This window comes from Kitasatospora sp. NPDC001119 (genome assembly GCF_053598475.1).
Map to the genome: position 1 here is coordinate 24190 of NZ_JBSFKI010000046.1, position 16715 is coordinate 40904.

Annotated in this window: 15 protein-coding genes; 10 read left to right on the forward strand and 5 right to left on the reverse strand. The window is 73.9% G+C overall.

What is annotated here, in order from left to right:
* Nucleotides 1-78: 78 nt before the first annotated feature.
* Entirely contained in the window at nucleotides 79-399 is a 321-nt protein-coding gene (tatA, locus tag ACWDD9_RS37335; RefSeq protein ID WP_387974446.1) for a Sec-independent protein translocase subunit TatA, read from the reverse strand.
* A 264-nt stretch (nucleotides 400-663) separates the two neighbouring features.
* Here tatA and ACWDD9_RS37340 point away from each other — a divergent pair, with 264 nt between their 5' ends.
* From ACWDD9_RS37340 to ACWDD9_RS37365, 6 genes are all read left to right on the forward strand, one after another.
* On the forward strand, nucleotides 664-1875 hold the full coding sequence (locus ACWDD9_RS37340) for an agmatine deiminase family protein (RefSeq protein WP_449814036.1): 1212 nt from the start codon (nucleotides 664-666) through the stop codon (nucleotides 1873-1875).
* A 37-nt stretch (nucleotides 1876-1912) separates the two neighbouring features.
* Complete coding sequence (ureA, locus tag ACWDD9_RS37345; RefSeq protein WP_449814037.1) at nucleotides 1913-2680, forward strand: urease subunit gamma; 768 nt, start codon at nucleotides 1913-1915, stop codon at nucleotides 2678-2680.
* Entirely contained in the window at nucleotides 2677-4386 is a 1710-nt protein-coding gene (locus tag ACWDD9_RS37350) for an urease subunit alpha (protein ID WP_074004626.1), read from the forward strand. The genes ureA and ACWDD9_RS37350 overlap by 4 nt, the downstream gene beginning before the upstream one ends.
* Nucleotides 4387-4580: 194 nt before the next feature.
* Nucleotides 4581-4976 (forward strand): cytochrome P450, encoded by a 396-nt coding sequence (locus tag ACWDD9_RS37355; RefSeq protein WP_049649854.1) that lies wholly within the window; start codon nucleotides 4581-4583, stop codon nucleotides 4974-4976.
* Nucleotides 4928-5611, forward strand: coding sequence for a cytochrome P450 (locus tag ACWDD9_RS37360; RefSeq protein WP_449814061.1), 684 nt, complete (start codon nucleotides 4928-4930; stop codon nucleotides 5609-5611). Before ACWDD9_RS37355 ends, ACWDD9_RS37360 begins: the two co-directional genes overlap by 49 nt.
* Before the next feature lie 181 nt (nucleotides 5612-5792).
* Nucleotides 5793-6920: an NADH:flavin oxidoreductase gene (locus tag ACWDD9_RS37365; protein ID WP_375875346.1), complete on the forward strand. Its 1128-nt coding sequence runs from the start codon at nucleotides 5793-5795 to the stop codon at nucleotides 6918-6920.
* Between the two features lie 102 nt (nucleotides 6921-7022).
* On the opposite strand, the gene ACWDD9_RS37370 is transcribed toward ACWDD9_RS37365, so the two are convergent.
* Complete coding sequence (locus tag ACWDD9_RS37370) at nucleotides 7023-8465, reverse strand: carboxylesterase/lipase family protein (RefSeq protein WP_449814038.1); 1443 nt, start codon at nucleotides 8463-8465, stop codon at nucleotides 7023-7025.
* 100 nt (nucleotides 8466-8565) lie between these two features.
* Nucleotides 8566-9519, reverse strand: coding sequence for an MBL fold metallo-hydrolase (locus ACWDD9_RS37375; protein WP_449814039.1), 954 nt, complete (start codon nucleotides 9517-9519; stop codon nucleotides 8566-8568).
* 185 nt (nucleotides 9520-9704) lie between these two features.
* Between ACWDD9_RS37375 and ACWDD9_RS37380 the strand changes: the two genes are divergently transcribed.
* Nucleotides 9705-10649, forward strand: coding sequence for a helix-turn-helix domain-containing protein (locus ACWDD9_RS37380; RefSeq protein ID WP_449814040.1), 945 nt, complete (start codon nucleotides 9705-9707; stop codon nucleotides 10647-10649).
* A 15-nt stretch (nucleotides 10650-10664) separates the two neighbouring features.
* Here ACWDD9_RS37380 and ACWDD9_RS37385 read toward each other — a convergent pair whose 3' ends face one another.
* Nucleotides 10665-10868 carry a cold-shock protein gene (locus ACWDD9_RS37385; protein ID WP_049649849.1) on the reverse strand — a complete coding sequence of 68 codons (204 nt, stop codon included), beginning with the start codon at nucleotides 10866-10868 and terminating at the stop codon, nucleotides 10665-10667.
* A gap of 517 nt (nucleotides 10869-11385) precedes the next feature.
* Between ACWDD9_RS37385 and ACWDD9_RS37390 the strand changes: the two genes are divergently transcribed.
* From ACWDD9_RS37390 to ACWDD9_RS37400, 3 genes are all read left to right on the forward strand, one after another.
* Nucleotides 11386-11517, forward strand: a complete 132-nt coding sequence (locus ACWDD9_RS37390; RefSeq protein ID WP_375875341.1) for a hypothetical protein — start codon at nucleotides 11386-11388, stop codon at nucleotides 11515-11517.
* Nucleotides 11518-11884: 367 nt separating this feature from the next.
* Complete coding sequence (locus tag ACWDD9_RS37395; protein WP_449814041.1) at nucleotides 11885-12940, forward strand: YncE family protein; 1056 nt, start codon at nucleotides 11885-11887, stop codon at nucleotides 12938-12940.
* A gap of 188 nt (nucleotides 12941-13128) precedes the next feature.
* A complete protein-coding gene (locus ACWDD9_RS37400) occupies nucleotides 13129-14319 on the forward strand; it encodes a CapA family protein (RefSeq protein WP_449814042.1) in 1191 nt (396 codons plus the stop codon).
* 144 nt (nucleotides 14320-14463) lie between these two features.
* Here ACWDD9_RS37400 and ACWDD9_RS37405 read toward each other — a convergent pair whose 3' ends face one another.
* Complete coding sequence (locus ACWDD9_RS37405) at nucleotides 14464-16269, reverse strand: alkaline phosphatase family protein (RefSeq protein ID WP_449814043.1); 1806 nt, start codon at nucleotides 16267-16269, stop codon at nucleotides 14464-14466.
* Between the last annotated feature and the right edge of the window lie 446 nt (nucleotides 16270-16715).

Here is a 16715-nt window from a genome sequence, read left to right on the forward strand (position 1 = left end):
GCCGTCGTTCCCCCGTCGGGCGGCGGGGGGGACGACGGCTCCCGGCGTCGGCGGCGGGCTCGTGTACGGGCCCGCCGGTCAGAGCGGCCGCTTCACCGGCCCGGCCTGCGGGGCGGCGGGCGGCTCGGTGACGGCTCCGCCGGGCGAACCGGGCGTCGCTCCGCCAGGTGAACCGGCCGTCGCTCCGCCGGGCGAACCCGCGGTTGCTCCACCGGGCGGCTCGGTGACCGCTCCGCCGGGCGCACCGTCCTCCCGCAGGGCCGCCGTCTCGGACTTCAGGATCCGCATCGACTTCCCCAGTCCGCGCGCCATCTCGGGCAGCTTCTTGGAGCCGAACAGCAGCACCAGCACGGCCACCGTGACCAGCACGTGCCAGGGCTCCAGACCATTGCGCAGCATCGCCGCCTCACCCGGCCTTTCGTCGTCGTGACCGGGGCCGCTCGTACGGCGCCCCCGGTCGTCTCGGGGTGGTTTGGGTGACTTCACCGTAAAGCTTGACTGATTTTTCAGTCAATGCGAGAGTCGGTCCCGGCGCTGCCGACCGACCGCGTCCTCCCGGACGACCTCCTCGTCCGCCGCCGACCATCGCCGCGTGGGCCGCTCCCCCGGAGCCCGCCCTCCCCGCCGCGCCGGATCCACCCCCCAGCCCCACCGGAGTCCACCGTGTCCCAGTCCCCCCTCGCCCGCCGCACGGTGCTGCGCTCCCTCGCCGGAGCCGGTGCGATCGCCCTCGGCGCGACGGCCTGCGCCACCGCCGGCGACGAGCCGGCCGGCCCCGCGGCCCCGACCTCCGGCACCCCCGGACAGCCCGCCGCGCAGCCCCCGGCGCCCGCCTCCGACCCCACCCCCGCGCCAGCCCCCGCCCCCGCTCGCGGCCGGCGGCTCGGCGGCGAGTGGGAGAAGCACGAGCGGACCTTCATGGCCTGGCCCGCCTCCGAGAACGTCTGGGGCGAGCAGCTCGGCGCCGTCCGCAGGGACATCGCCACCGTGGCCCGGGCCATCGGACAGCGCGAACCGGTGGTCCTGCTCGTCCGCCCCGGCCAGGAGGCCTCGGCCCGCAACGCCTGCGGCTCGGACGTCGAGCTGCTCGCCGTCCCGGTGGACGACCTGTGGGCCCGCGACACCCTGCCGGTCTTCGTCGAGGAGGGCGGAAAGGTCAAGGGCGTCGACTTCAACTTCAGCGGCTGGGGCGGGAAGCAGGAGCACGCCAACGACGCCCGGATCGCCCGCACCGTCCTGGAGAAGTACGGGATCGAGCGGCTGGAGACCCCGCTCACCGCCGAGGGCGGCTCCTTCGAGACCGACGGCCAGGGCACCCTGCTGGTCACCGAGAGCTCCGTGGTCAACGACAACCGCAACCCGGGCCGCACCCGCGACGAGATCGAGGCGGAGCTCAAGCGGACGCTGGGCCTCACCAAGGTGATCTGGCTGGCGGGCGTCAAGGGCAAGGACATCACCGACGCCCACGTCGACTGCCTCGCCCGCTTCGCCGCCCCCGGCGTCGTCTTCCTGGACCGCGCCTTCCCCGGCACCCCGCCCGACGTCTGGTCCCGCTCCGCCGACCAGGCCCGCGCCGTCCTCGCCGAGGCCACCGACGCGACCGGCGGGAAGCTCAAGGTCGTCGAGATCGGCCAGCCCGACCCGGACCGGATCACCGGTCGCGGCGACGCCTTCGTCTCCTCGTACATGAACTTCTACATCGGCAACAAGGGCGTCTACCTGCCGCTCTTCGGCGACGCCAAGGCCGACGGCCACGCCCAGGAGGTCTTCCGGGAGCAGTTCCCGGACCGCGAGATCGTCCCCGTGAAGATCGACACCATCGCCTCCGGCGGGGGCGGCATCCACTGCTCCACCCACGACCAGCCGGCCGGCTGACCCCCGCCGCCCCGCACCGAGGGAGAAGGGAACCCCCGTGCAGCTGACCCCCACCGAACGCGACCGGCTGCTGATCTTCACAGCAGCCGAACTCGCCCGCGCCCGCCGCGCCCGCGGCCTGCGGCTCAACGTCCCCGAGGCCACCGCGCTCGTCTCGGACACCGTCTGCGAGGCCGCCCGCGACGGGCTGCGCCTGGCCGAGGCCGTCGCGCGCGGCCGCTCCGTCCTCTCCCCCGCCGACGTCCTGCCCGGCGTGGCGGACCTCGTCACCGAGATCCACGTCGAGGCCGTGTTCGAGGACGGCACCCGGCTCGCCGTCATCGCCGACCCGTTCGGCGGCGGCGCCCTCGGCGAGGCCGCACCCGGCGCCGTCCTCACCGACGGCGACGCCGCGACCGGACCGGAACCCGTCCGCACCATCGCCGTGCGCAACACCTCCGGGGTGCCGGTCTCGGTCACCTCGCACTTCCACTTCTTCGAGGCCAACCCGCGGCTGGCCTTCGACCGGGCCGCCGCCTACGGGATGCACCTGGCCGTGCCGGCCGGCTCCTCGGTGCGCTTCGACCCGGGCGCCACCGTCGAGGTCGGCCTGGTGCCGATCGGCGGCGATCGGGTCGCGATCGGCTTCGCCGGGCTGGTCGACGGGCCGCTGGACTCGCCCCGGGTGCGGCGCGAGGCGCTGCGCCGGGCCGCCGAACAGGGCTACCTCGGAGCGGCCGACGAAGGACTGGCCGGCGCGGGAACGGTCGACGGCGGAACGGCCGGCGCAGGAACAAGCGGCGAAGGACAGGAGCAGCACCCGTGAGCAGCAGCATCGACGCGTCCGAGTACACGGCCGTGCACGGCCCGCGCGCCGGGGACCGGGTCCGGCTCGGCGACAGCGGCCTGGTCGTCCGGGTCGAGTCCGACTCCCAGCGGCCGGGCGACGAGTTCCTGGCCGGCTTCGGCAAGACCGCCCGGGACGGCCTGCACCTCAAGGCCGCCGCCGTCCGGGACACCTGCGACGTGGTGATCAGCAACGTCCTGGTGATCGACGCGATCCAGGGCATCCGCAAGACCTCGATCGGCATCCGGGAGGGCCGGATCGCCTCGATCGGGCGGGCCGGCAACCCGGACACCCTGGACGGCGTGGACGTGGTGGTCGGCACCGGGACGGCCATCGTCTCCGGCGAGGGCCTGATCGTCACCGCCGGCGCCATCGACACCCACGTGCACCTGATGTCCCCGCGGATCATGGAGGCCTCGCTGGCCTCCGGCGTCACCACCATCATCGGCCAGGAGTTCGGGCCGGTCTGGGGCGTCGGCGTCAACTCGCCCTGGGCGCTGCGGCACGCCTTCAACTCCTTCGACGCCTGGCCCGTCAACATCGGCTTCCTGGGCCGCGGTTCGTCCTCCCACCCCGCCCCGCTCGTCGAGGCGCTGGCCGAGGGCGGAGCCTGCGGCTTCAAGGTGCACGAGGACATGGGCGCGCACACCCGCGCCCTGGACACCGCGCTGTCCGTCGCCGAGGCCCACGACGTCCAAGTGGCCCTGCACACCGACGGGTTGAACGAGTGCCTCTCGGTCGAGGACACCCTGAAGGTCCTCGAAGGCCGGACCATCCACGCCTTCCACATCGAGGGCTGCGGCGGCGGACACGTCCCCAACGTCCTCAAGATGGCGGGCGTGCCGAACGTCATCGGCTCCTCCACCAACCCCACCCTCCCCTTCGGCCGGGACGCGGTCGCCGAGCACTACGGCATGATCGTCTCCGTCCACGGGCTCAAGACCGACCTGCCCGGCGACGCCGCGATGGCCCGCGACCGCATCCGGGCCGGCACCATGGGCGCCGAGGACGTGCTGCACGACCTCGGGGCCATCGGCATCACCTCCTCCGACGCCCAAGGCATGGGCCGGGCCGGCGAGACGGTGCGCCGCACCTTCGCGGTGGCGGGCAAGATGAAGGCCGAACGCGGCCCGCTGGAGGGCGACGGCCCGGACGACGACAACCAGCGCGTGCTGCGCTACATCGCCAAGCTCACCATCAACCCGGCCATCGCCCACGGCCTCTCCCACGAGGTCGGCTCCATCGAGGTCGGGAAACTCGCCGACCTCGTCCTGTGGCGCCCGGCGTCCTTCGGTGCCAAGCCCCAGCTGGTCCTCAAGGCGGGCTTCCCCGCCTACGGCGTCACCGGCGACCCCAACGCCGCCACCGAGACCTGCCAACCCCTCGTCATGGGGCCCCTGTTCGGCGCCCACGGCGCCACCCCCGCGGACCTCTCCGTCGCCTTCACCAGCCGCGCCGCCGCCGAGTCCGGCACCCACGCCCGCCCATACGACACCATGACCACCCGCCGACGCCGCGTCGCCGTCCGCCACACCCGCGGCATCGGCCCGGGCGACATGGTCCGCAACAGCCGCCTCGGCGAGGTCCTCGTCGACCCGCGCGAAGGCCTCGTCACCCTCGACGGCACCCCCCTGCGGTCCGACCCCGCCGAGGAGGTCCCGCTGAACCGCCTGTACTTCCTCTGATTCCTCTGATTCCTCTACCCGTCGACCGGGGCGGGCCGGTGGGACTCCTCGCCGGTCCGCGCGCGGCCCACCGGGGCGAGCCGACCTCCGCCCCCGTGCGCCGCGCAGTCCACCAGCGCGCCCCGGCGCGAAGGGTTCGCAGGAGGTGCACCGGGCCGCAGACTGTGTCCCGACCCCGCACCGGAGGAACGACGATGCCCACCGCCAGCCGTCCGCCGGCCCCTCCCGTCGCTCCCGGGCGGCTCCCGCTGATCGGCCACGCCCTGGAACTGTGGCGGCGTCCGCTGGAGTTCCTCGGCAGCCTCACCGCCTACGACCGGATCGTGGCCGCCCACCTCGGCCCGAAGCCGAGCTACGTACTGACCAGCCCGGAGCTGGTCCACCGCGTACTGGTCACCGACGCGGCGAGCTTCGCCAAGGGCCGCTCCTTCGACAAGCTCCGCCCCTACCTCGGGAACGGACTGGCCACCTCCCAGGGCCCCCTCCCAGGGCCCCCTCCACCTCCGACAACACCGACGGCACGGGCGAGCGGCCGGACCTGCTGTCGACGCTCCTCCAGGCCCGGGACGCCGACAGCGGCGAGGCCATGACCGACCGCCAGCTCCACGACGAACTCATCACCCTGCTGGTCGCCGGCACGGAGACCGCCGCAGGCGGGCTCGCCTGGCTCTTCCACGAGCTGGGCCGGCACCCGCTCGTCGACCAGCGGCTCCACCAGGAACTGCGGGACCACGTCGCCCTTCCCCTCGACCCCGAGCGGCTGGCCCGGCTGGAGTACACGCGCCGCGTCGTCGACGAGGCGCTGCGCGTCCGCAACCCCGGCGGCATCACGATCCGCCGCGCGACCACCGACGTCGAACTCGGCGGCTACCGCTTCCCCCGAGGCACCGAGTTCATCTTCAGCGCCCTGGTCCTCCACCGGAACCCTCGCTACTTCCCCCACCCCCTGCGGTTCGACCCCGACCGCTGGCTGCCCGACCGGCCCCCCGTCCCGCGCGGCGCGTTCGTCCCCTTCGGCGCCGGCAGCCACCTGTGCATCGGCGAGTCCTTCGCCCGCACCGAGATGATGACCGTGGTCGCGGCCGTCGCGGGCCGCTGGCGGCTGGCGCCCGTCCCGGGAGCGCGGGTACGGGGCGTCATGACCAGCACCAACCGTCCCGAGAACCTCCTGATGACGGCGGAACCGCGCACGGACCCGTCCGGGAACCGCCCGGCCGGGCCCTGACCGGTGCCGGGAGCCGTCGAGAGGCCCCGTCCCGAAGCCCGCGACAGACCGTGGCGCGGATCACAGCGGTCTTCGCGCGGACGGTGAAATGCGGGAGCCGCCAAGGCGGTTGGCACGGGCGAACGATCACCGTCACCGCCCTGGCGCCCGCCACCGCCACCGCCGACCGCGAGGAATCCTCATGACCGTCACCGAGCCCGCCGCCTCCCGCGCGGCCGACCTCCTGTCCCGGCCCGTCACGATCAACGGGCTGACCGTGCCCAACCGGATCGTGATGGCGCCGATGACGCGCTCGTTCTCCCCGGGAGGCGTGCCCGGCGAGGACGTGCGCTCGTACTACGCCCGCCGCGCCGCCGCGGGCGTCGGCCTGATCGTCACCGAGGGGACGTACGTCGGCCACGAGTCCGCCGGCCAGAGCGACGCCATCCCGCGCTTCCACGGCGAGGAGCAGCTGGCCGGGTGGGCCCGCGTCGCCGAGGACGTCCACGCGGCGGGCGGCACCATCGTGCCGCAGCTCTGGCACATCGGCATGGCGCGCAAGCAGGGCGACCCGCCGTTCGCCGACGCCCCCGCCGTCGGCCCGTCCGGCATACGGCTGGACGGCACCGAGGGAACGGGGCGGGCGATGACGCGGGCCGACCTCGACGCCGTCATCGGGGCGTTCGCCGAGGCCGCCGCGGCCGCCGAGCGGATCGGCTTCGACGGCGTCGAGCTGCACGGCGCCCACGGCTACCTGCTCGACCAGTTCCTGTGGGCCGGCACCAACCGCCGCACCGACGCCTACGGCGGCGACCCGGTCGCCCGGACGAGGTTCACCGCCGAGCTCGTCGCCGCCGTGCGCGAGGCCGTCTCCCCCGGGTTCCCGGTGATCTTCCGCTACTCGCAGTGGAAGCTGGAGAACTACGACGCCCGCCTCGCCGAGACCCCGCAGGAACTGGAGGCGATCCTCACCCCGCTCGCCGAGGCCGGCGTCGACGCCTTCCACGCCTCGACCCGCCGCTACTGGGTCCCCGAGTTCGACGACTCGGACCTCAACCTGGCCGGCTGGACCAGGAAGCTCACCGGCCGCCCCGCCATCACCGTCGGCTCGGTCGGCCTCGACGGCGACTTCATGCGCGCCTTCGCGGGCCAGGGCTCCGGGGTCCAGGGCCTCGACAACCTGCTCGACCGGCTGGAGCGCGACGAGTTCGACCTGGTCGCCGTCGGCCGCGCCCTCCTCCAGGACCCGCAGTGGGCCGCCAAGGTCCTCTCCGGCCGCTTCGCCGACCTGCTCCCGTACGACGCCGCCGCGAGCCGCACCCTGAGCTGACCGCGACGGGCCGACCGGGCCCGGCCCGTACCGCTGCGCTCGCGGTGCGGGCCGGGCCCGGTCGGCGGGCGGGCTACAGGTGGTCGGACCTCCGTGCCCCGCTCAGCCGCCGAGGGCCTCCGCCACGGGCTGCCGCGGGTCGTAGGCGGCCCAGCCCGGGTCCCCGGTCCCGGCGAAGGCGACCCAGGCGCCGTGCACCCGGGCGGCGAGTCCGACCGGGGCGGGGTCGGGGCCGAGCAGGCCGGTGTCCCCGTGCAGCCAGGGTTCGTCGGCGAGGTCGAACACGAAGGGCAGCTCGACGGTGTGGGCGGCGCCGAGCCGCCCGTCCAGGGCCGTCGAGCGGTACCCGAACGAGTAGCGGTACGTGCGGCGGCCGCCCGAGATCCGGGCGTGGGCCTCCGCCATGCGCGCCGTCCCGGCCTCGAACAGGGCGTGCGCGAGCACGGCGGAGCGCAGTTCGCCCGGCGTGGCGCCCGGCCGCGCCGCCCGCAGGGCAGGGAGGACCGCCGCCGGATCCGCCAGCAGCCCGGCGGCGACGGCGCGGAGGTCGGCCTCCGTGGTGGACTCCAGCTCCCCCTCGGGCACGAGGTAGAGGTTCGCCTCCTCGGTGTTGGTGCCGATGAGCAGGTCGACGTCGCGGGCCGGTCCGTCCGCGAGGGCGTCAGCGGGCTGGACCGGCAGGACGAGGCCGAGCGGGCTGAGCCCGGCCAGCGGGTCGGTGGCGGTGTCCGTCCGCAGGTCGAGGCCGAGCAGCGCGGGCAGGACCGTCAGCAACCGCTCGTCCGGGATCGGGGCGAACGCCTCGGCGGTCGCTTCGACGCCCAGCTCGGCGGCCGCGACGGCGGTGACCCGCCCCGCCTGCTCCGGGGTGAACGCGCCGGTGCCGCTGCCGCTCTGCACGATCGCCCGCCGGAACAGCCCGTCGGCCTCCGGCGCCGCCAGCAGCGCGCAGACCAGCGTCGCGCCCGCGGACTCCCCGAAGACGGTGACGTTCCCCGGGTCGCCGCCGAACGCCGCGATCGTGTCCCGTACCCAGCCGAGTGCGGCGAGCACGTCGAGCAGCCCCCGGTTGGCCGGGGCGCCCGGCAGGTCGAGGAACCCGGGGATGCCGAGGCGGTAGTTCACCGTCACCAGGACGACGCCGTCGCGGGCGAACGCGCCGCCGTCGTAGAGGGCGGCGCGGTTCGAGCCGGTGATGAACCCGCCGCCGTGCACGAACACCATGACCGGGCGGCGGCCGCCGTCGGCCGCGGGCGTGTGGACGTCGACGGTCAGGTACTCCGCACCGGGCGCCCAGCCGGGCCCGAAGTAGGGGCTCACGTCGAGCCGGTCGAAGGCGCGGACCGGCTGCGGGGCCGTCGGCGAGGGCCGCGTGCCGTCGCGGACGCCGGACCAGCCCGGGTGCGGTACGGGCGGGGCGAAGCGGCCGGCGCCGGTCGGTGCCGCCGCGTACGGCAGGGCGCGGTAGCGCTCGCCGGACCCGTCCCGGACGCCGCGCACGGCTCCTGCCGGGGTTTCGACGACCGGATCTGCCTGTCGGGGCATGGGAAACGATTCCTCTCTGACGGTTCTGGAGCTCTCTGGCGGTGCTGGGGCCGACGTACCGGCGGAGCGGGCGCGTCGGCGGATCAGGTACCTCGTCGCGTCAGGAGATGCGGGAGAAGCCCGCCCACTCCCTGATCGCGAACATCGACCCGTTGCGCGCGACCTCCACCGCGCCCCGGCCGCCGAAGTGCGCCGGGAAGAGCAGCGCACGGCGCTCGGCGGCCTGGCCGAGCAGCCGGTGCCGGGTGGCGCGGGACAGCGCCGGGTCCTCGCAGAAGCAGGAGTTGGTGTCCGGCTCGGCGATCTGGAACGGGCTGTGCACCAGGTCCCCGACGAACAGGGCCTGCTCACCGCCGGACTCCAGGGTGAGCACGGACGAGCCGGGGGTGTGCCCGGGCGCGAGGTCGAGCCGCAGATTCCGGTCGATCCGGTACGTGCCCTCCCACAGCCGCGTCAGTCCCGCCCGGTGGACCGGCGCGACGCTGTCCTCGAAGACGTTCTGGTTCCCGCGGCCGAGCACGCTGCGGTGCCCGTTGGCCGGGTCCCAGAACTCGAAGTCCCGCCGGGTCATCAGGTACCGGGCGTTGGGGAAGGTCGGCACCCAGGTCCGGCCGTCGAGGCGGGTGTTCCAGCCGACGTGGTCGACGTGCAGGTGGGTGTTGACGACGAGGTCGACGTCCTCGGGCCGCACCCCGGCGGCGGCGAGGTTGTCGAGGTAGTCCGTGTCCAGGTGGTTCCAGACCGGCGCGTGGGGCCGGTCCTTGTGGTTGCCCGCCCCGGTGTCGACCAGGATCGTGCGCCCCTCGCTGCGCAGCAGCCAGGACTGGACCGCGGTACGGCACTCGTCCGTCGCCGGGTCCCAGAAGTCGGGCGCCAGCCAGTCGCGGTGCCGCTCCCACGAGCCGTCGGGGCCGGCCGGGCTGTCCGGGCCGTTCGTGCTGCCGGGGCTATCTGGGAAGAACCGGCCCGGGGACAACCCGGCCGAGCCGTAGAACTCCTTGATCCGGGTGACGGTGACGTCACCGAGGATGATCTGCTCCGGGTTCCGCCGCATGGGCTCCCTCCTCGGGTCCGGGGCACGCGGTCGACCGTCCGCCGACCGCTCCCGACCGTTTCCGGTCGGGACCGAGCCTGGCCCCTCCGAGCGGCACCGACCAGCCCCCGCTCGTCCTACCCCGGCCTGTCCTACCCCTCACAGGGTGTGGCTGGGACCGCTCCGGGCGCCGAATACTGGGGGGCATGAACGGACCCGGCCCGCTCGGCACCTTCCTCAGAGCCCGACGGACGCGGCTGCACCCCGAAGACGTCGGCCTGCGCGAACTCGGGCCCCGCCGTCGGGTGGCCGGGCTCCGGCGCGAGGAGGTGGCCCAGCTGGCGGGCGTCAGCGTCTCGTACTACACCCGGCTGGAGCAGGGCCTGTCCCGCGGGGCGTCGGCCGAGGTGCTCGACGCGATCGCCCGCGCGCTCCTGCTCGGCGACCACGAGCGCGAGCACCTCGACCGGCTCGCCGTCGCCGCCCGCCACACCCCCCGGGTGCGCCGGCCGCGACCCGAGCGGCTGGCGGACGAGACCCGCGACCTGCTCCGCGCGGTCGACGGCGTCCCCGCCGTGGTGCTCGGCCGCCGTACGGACGTGCTGGCCTGGAACACCCTCGGGCACGCCCTGCTGGCCGGCCACGTGGACGTCCACGGCCCGGACGACCCGGCGCGACGCCCGAACCTGGGCCGGATGCTGTTCCTGGACGGGCACACCCGGGAGCTGTACGTGGACTGGCAGCACAAGGCGCGCACGGTGGTCGGCAGCCTGCGCGCCACCGTCGGCAGGCACCCCGAGGACCCGCTGCTGGCCGAGCTGATCGGCGAACTGACCATGAAGAGCCCGGAGTTCGTCGCACTGTGGGGCGACCACCGGGTGGCGCCGTGCGACACCCGCTCCTACCGGCTGCACCACCCCGTCGTCGGCGCGCTCACCGTGACGCAGCAGATGCTGTCGATCGCCCGCTCACCCGATCAGGTACTCGTCGTCTGCACCGCCCCCGCCGGTTCCCCCTCCGAGGCGGCCCTCGCCCTCCTCACCCGGGCCGGCGTCGGCGGCGGGGTTCCGCGGAGCAGCGGTCCGCCCCGGAACGGCAAAGGGCCCGCACCGTGCGTGACGCACGGTGCGGGCCCCTGTCTGCCGGGCTAAAGCGCGGCAGGGAAATTACAGCGGGCGGATGTTCTCGGCCTGCGGGCCCTTCTGGCCCTGCGTGACGTCGAACTCGACCTTCTGACCCTCGAGCAGCTCGCGGAAGCCCTGGGCGACGATGTTCGAGTAGTGGGCGAACACGTCAGCGCCGCCGCCCTCCTGCTCGATGAAGCCGAAGCCCTTTTCCGCGTTGAACCACTTCACGGTGCCAGTAGCCATGAGAAATCTCCTTCGAGAGACTGTGCGAAGTCTGCACCATGCAGACATTCGAGTCGCCGCGATGAGAACCCGCCGGAAAGAGCCGGTAAAACAAAAAATGCGCCCGCAACAATAAGCAGGCGCACACAAAGTTCATGGGAACCACAACTGCAACTAAGAAGAGCTTAGCAGACTCCGGCCCGCCGGCGCGGATTTTCACTCGTCTATTTTTTTCCCGCCCTCCCGGGCACGACCGTCTCGCCCCGAAAGCGACAGCAACGATCGATTCCCGCACCGGAGTTGGCGACACCGGACCCCGCGCCGCCCCGGTCATGATTTTTTCGCCACGCCCAGGGGGCGAGTCGCCCCGGGGACACCCGGCAACGGATTCACACCCTCCGGAACGGCCCGTTCCGTCGATTTTCGGAGCATACTGACCGGGATGAGGAAAACACCGGCAGTCCGACGCCCCCTGCCCACCAGCCCCTTCAAACCCCGGCCCGACGCACCGCCCAAGCTATTCGCGGTGGGCGACCGCGTGAGCCACGACAAGTATGGTCTCGGCCGCGTCCTCGCGGTGGAGGACGGAGCCTACGCGGCCGTCCTCGTCGACTTCGGCACCCGACAGGAGCGGATCGCCCCACCGTACGCCGCCTTGTTCACACTCTGACCGGCACACCCGCGGCCCTACCGTCACCGCTCCGGGGCGCATGCCGGAGCCCGATCGGCCGCTCACCTGGGTCCGGCCACCCGGCCGGACGCCAGGCGTTTCGTGATGCGTCGACGCGCCCGGCCCGCAGCCCGGTTCCGCACCACACCCGGGCCACGCCCGCGCCCGGTTCCGCACCGCGCCCGCACCCGTGACGCGGCCACCCGGCGGCCCCGGCCACCCGCACGGCCCCGCGGGCGGCTTCGGATTTTGGACTAGACCAATACCGATCCGGTCAACTCCTCCACGCCCCGTCCACGCGCCCTCCCCTCCCCCGTAGCGTGTCCACGCCTCGCACAGCGCGAGGACACCGTCCGGGGAGATCTCCATGAACTCGCTTACGGGTACGGCTCGTTGGACCACCGCCCTCGCGGCATCAGTCACGCTCCTGTGCGCCGTGCCGGCCGGCGCCACGGCCGGCACCACCGGCACCGCCCACACCGCCGACACCGCCGTCGGCTGGCGGGCGCTCGGCATCGCCGTCAGCTCCGACGGCAACCGCGCCTACGTCGTCGCCGAGGACCACGTCGGCACCGGCTACCCCACCCTCCTGCGCACCGTCGACACCCGCACCCGCACGGTCGTGGCGCAGACCCTGCTCAGCCAGGACGGCACCGCCGGCCGGCCCGCCCTCAGCCCCGACGGCAACCGGATCTACGTCCTCGCCGCCGAGCAGCTGCTGGTCGTCGACCTCGCCACGAACACCGTGCTGTCCCGCACGCCCGTCGACCGCCCGCGCGCACTCGCCGTCAGCGCCGACGGCTCCCGGGTGTTCGTGACCCAGCAGGGCACCGCCGGCCCCGGCCGGGTGCTGGTCTTCGACACCTTCACCCGTTCCTTCACCGGCGCCGTCCCGCTGGGCGACCCCGACGTCGACGGGATCGCCCTCCACAACGGCGGCGCCGACGCCTACGTCGCCACCGGCGCGGGCGTCGTCCACCTCGACCTGACCGCTCCCGTCCCGACGGTCACCCGCACCGTCCAGCCGCTCGCCGCCGCGACCGAGGTCACCGCCTCCCCTGAGGGCACCCGCCTCTACGCCCTCGGCAGCCGGTCCGCCCAGGGCTCCGGCTACGAGCTCGACCCCTTCACCGACACGTCCCGCACCGCCTTCACCCTCGGCGGCCCGGCCACCTCCGCCGACACCCACCTGGTGGCGGTCTCCCCGGACGGCGGCCGTCTGCTCGTCCTCAAGGACGGCTGGAAGCCCTCCGCCACCGTGCTGGCCTACGACACCGCCACCAACACCGCCCTCCCGGCCGCCGACCTCACCGGCTTCGGCCTGGACGGCGTCGGCACCGCCGCCCTCGGCCCCGACGGCCACACCCTCTACCTGGCCGGTCCGCGCGGCGAAAGCAGCTACCTGAAGGCCGTCACCTTCTGACCCGCCCGCCCGCCGGGCGGGTGCGCGGCCCCGCGCCACCCCGCGCACCCGCCCGTCCACTCCCGTCCGTGCCCGCCGACGGGTCGGTGGCCCCGTCGGGTGATCCCAGGGCGCGGGTTCCACGGCGGCCCGTCCACGACTCGCATAGTCGGACTCGTCATACCCGCCGATCGTGGGACGAGCCGACCATGCGATTTGCCTGCCGAGAGATCCTCACAGCCGCCACCGCCCTGCTGCTCTCCCTCACCGGCTGCGGGTCACCGCAGGAACGGCAGCCCGCGCCGTCGACCCCCCGCGATCCGAGCTCCCCGGCCGCGCCCACCCCGGCGGGGCCGCGGGCGTTCACCCTCGTCGCGACCGGGGACGTCCTGCCGCACACGGAGATCATCCAGCAGGCCAGGGAGGACGCCGGGGGCAGCGGTTACGACTTCACCCGGATGCTCGCCGGGGTCAAACCCGTCATCAGCGCCGCCGACCTGGCCATCTGCCACATGGAGACGGTGTACGGCGCCGACGGCGGGCCGTTCACCGGCTACCCGTCGTTCATCTCGCCACCCCAGGTCGCCCAGGCGCTCAAGGACACCGGCTACACCTCCTGCGACACCGCCTCCAACCACACGCTCGACGGCGGCCCGGACGGCATCCGGCGCACGCTCGACGCCATGGACGCCGTCGGCCTGAAGCACACGGGCTCCGCGCGCAGCGCCGACGAGGCGGGCAGCCCCACGACGCTCACGGCGGGCGGCGCCACGGTGGCCCAGCTCGCCTACACCTACGGCACCAACGGCATCCCCCTGCCGAAGGACCGGCCCTGGGCGGTCAACCTCATCGACCGGGAGCGGATCCTCACCGACGCCCGGGCCGCCCGCGAGCGCGGCGCGGACATCGTGGTGGTCAGCCTCCACTGGGGCACCGAGTGGCAGGACACCCCGGACGAGCAGCAGCTCGCGCTCGCCCGCGACCTGGCCGCCGAACAGAGCCCCGGCCGGCCCGACATCGACCTGCTCCTCGGCACCCACGCCCACATCCCGCAGGCCTACGAGAAGATCAACGACACCTGGACGGTCTACGGCATGGGCGACCAGCTCGCCGGCCACATGTTCAACCCCACCGGCGCGGAGGACCCCCGGGGGAACTGGAGCTCGATCGCCCGCTTCACCTTCTCCCCGCCGCCCGGGCCCGGGCAACGATGGACCGTCACCAAGGCCGAGTTCCTCCCGCAGCTGACCGACCTCGGCCCGCCCTACCGGGTCCTCGACCTGACCGAGGCCCTCCGCCACACCCCCGACCGCGCCGACTACACCCGGGCCCTCGACCACATCCGGTCGGTCGTCCTGAGCCGCGACGGCGCCTCGGCCGGGCTCACCATGGCCCCCTGAGCGGACCGGCGCCGGCCCCCTCCGCGAAGCCCCGGGGCGCGGCTGCTCGCGAGCAGCCGCCCGGTGGGCGGCGACCAGGTAGCGGTACCAGGCGTCCTGCGACGCTCCCATCCCGGTGGGCCACCAGCTGGAGGGGCCCGCCCGCTAACGGCCGTCCGGTCGGGGCGACGGTGCGGCGATGTCCGTACGGAGGCCGGCGGCGTCGAGCCGCGCGAGGACCTGGGTCAGGTAGCCGTGGGCGTCCCTGACCGTGTGGACCGAGCGGAGCTGTCGGACGATGCGCTCGCGTTCGGCGGGGTGGAGCCGGGCGTCGTGGAGCGCCGCGACCTGGAGGAAGCCCTGCAGGGTGGAGCTGATCGGCCGGTCGGCGGTGGTCCGCACTCCGACCGGCTCCTCGCCCGGCCCGACCGGTGCCCCGTCGTCGCCCTCGTCGTCGCAGGTGAACCCGGAGTCGGCCGGAGCGGGCAGGGCCAGCGGAGCGTCACCGCGCGGCTCGGCCGCGGACAGCAGGTGGAGGAAGTCATTGGCTCCGGCGTCACGCAGGGTGAGGCTCGGCAGGTGGTAGAGGCGTTCGACCGATGCCAGCAGCGATCCGTGGTCGTAGACGGTGTGGTCGATCAGGTTGCAGTTCCGGCCGTCCGGTTCGCTCGGCCGGACGGCCGGGACCCACGGCGAGACGATGACGGCGGGGACGCGGACACCGAGTCGGTCGAACCGGAAGCCGTGGCTGTTGTGCGCCGGGTCGGTCACGTCACCGGGCGGGACGGCGGCCGGCGGCTCGACATGGTCGTAGAAGCCGCCGTGCTCGTCGTAGGTGATCACCAACAGGCTCGACTCCCAGTGCGGCGACTGCCTGATCGACTCGTAGACGTACTTGATCAGGGCCTCGCCCCGGGTGACGTCGTCGATCGGGTGCTGGCTGTTGCCGCACTGGAAGTTGCCGCCGTGGCTGAGGACGTGACCGTAGCTGGGTTCGATGAAGACGTACGAGGCGGCGAAGTCCTGATGCCGCAGATCCCCGGCGAGCTCGTCCAGGCCGTGGAAGCGCTCCAGCATGGTGGGCAGGTCCATGCCCGCCAGCGCGCTGACCTGCGGGAGGGCGTCGCCCTGGTAGACCTGCCAGTCGCACCCCTTGCTGTCGAGCGCGTCGTAGATCGTGCCGTTCTCGAACTGGTAGCCGTCGACCTGCGAGGCGGCCAGTTCCAGCGGGTCCGGACTGCGGTCCAGCCCGCCCGAGGTCGCCGCGTGCAGGAAGAACCGGTTCGGCCAGGTCGGCCCCGGCAGGGCGCAGAACCAGTTGTCGCACACCGCGAACTCGCGGGCGAGCGCGCTGATCACCGGCACCTGGTCCGGGGTGAAGCACGCCATCACCGCCCCGAGGTCCGCCAGGGCCGAGGCGTCGCCCTTGGCCACGGCCTGGTTGGCGTAGTTGTCCACGAACCCCTGCATGGTGAGCGCGGGGTAGCTGCCGCCGTAGTGGCACGTGTCGTCCCTCGGTGTGCCGGTGATCGGCACCGAGGCCAGCTGGAGCTGGACGTCGCAGAACTCGTGCGGCGGGTCGACCGGCATGACGAACGGCGCGCCGGCGCGCACCGCGAAGACCTGACCGTCGTGCGTGTTCGTCAGGCTCGCCGAGGGCCCGTTGACGGTGGTCGGCGCGCCGCTCACCGCATCCACCCCGACCCCCGGCCGGAAGCCGGACCCGGCGTCGACCGTGCCGGTGGAGACGCCGAGCATGTGGTCGAACGAACGGTTCTCCAGTACCAGCACGAAGACGTGCCTGATCCGCCCCTCCGGCCGGGTGGCCGGACCGAAGACGCGGCAGGGGATCCAGAGGACCAGCCACACCACGTACGCCACCGCCGTGAGGACCCAGTAGAGGACCCAGGCGAACGCGCGGCAGACCCGGTTCGCCAGCCGGTACCAGGCCTGGCCGAGCAGGTCGGCCACCCGGTAGAACGCATCGCGGAACCACGAGGACGGCGCCTGGTCACCACATCGGCCGGCACCCCGATCCGCCCACTGCGCACACCTGTCGGCCCCCTCGTCCGCCCACCGGGAACAGGCCCGGACCAGCCTCGCGCGCCACTCGTCCCGGGTGCGGGTGATCGAGTACCGGACCTCACCGCACGGCGACATCCGCCGCCTCCTGCTCCGCGGGCGACCGCAGCACCCGGCGGGTCACCGCCCGAAGCCCGGCATCGGCGAGCCTGCCGACCCGCTCCGGCCCGGGGCGTCTCCGGTGTTTCCGGTGTTTCCGGTGTGTCCGAGCGCGCTGCGCCCTCTACTGGCCTGTCCTTCCAGGCAAACACCGTTCGATGGCCCGCTCAACTCGACGGCAGCGGGCGCCCGGCCGCGGGGAAGACGGCGCGGACGACGGCGCCGACACCACCGCC

Coding starts and splice junctions, on each gene's coding strand:
- tatA (WP_387974446.1), bottom strand. CDS start 399: ATGCTGCGCAATGGTCTGGAGCCCTGGCACGTGCTGGTCACGGTGGCC.
- ACWDD9_RS37355 (WP_049649854.1), top strand. CDS start 4,581: ATGCCCACCGCCAGCCGTCCGCCGGCCCCTCCCGTCGCTCCCGGGCGG.
- ACWDD9_RS37365 (WP_375875346.1), top strand. CDS start 5,793: ATGACCGTCACCGAGCCCGCCGCCTCCCGCGCGGCCGACCTCCTGTCC.
- ACWDD9_RS37370 (WP_449814038.1), bottom strand. CDS start 8,465: ATGCCCCGACAGGCAGATCCGGTCGTCGAAACCCCGGCAGGAGCCGTG.
- ACWDD9_RS37375 (WP_449814039.1), bottom strand. CDS start 9,519: ATGCGGCGGAACCCGGAGCAGATCATCCTCGGTGACGTCACCGTCACC.
- ACWDD9_RS37380 (WP_449814040.1), top strand. CDS start 9,705: ATGAACGGACCCGGCCCGCTCGGCACCTTCCTCAGAGCCCGACGGACG.
- ACWDD9_RS37385 (WP_049649849.1), bottom strand. CDS start 10,868: ATGGCTACTGGCACCGTGAAGTGGTTCAACGCGGAAAAGGGCTTCGGC.
- ACWDD9_RS37395 (WP_449814041.1), top strand. CDS start 11,885: ATGAACTCGCTTACGGGTACGGCTCGTTGGACCACCGCCCTCGCGGCA.
- ACWDD9_RS37400 (WP_449814042.1), top strand. CDS start 13,129: ATGCGATTTGCCTGCCGAGAGATCCTCACAGCCGCCACCGCCCTGCTG.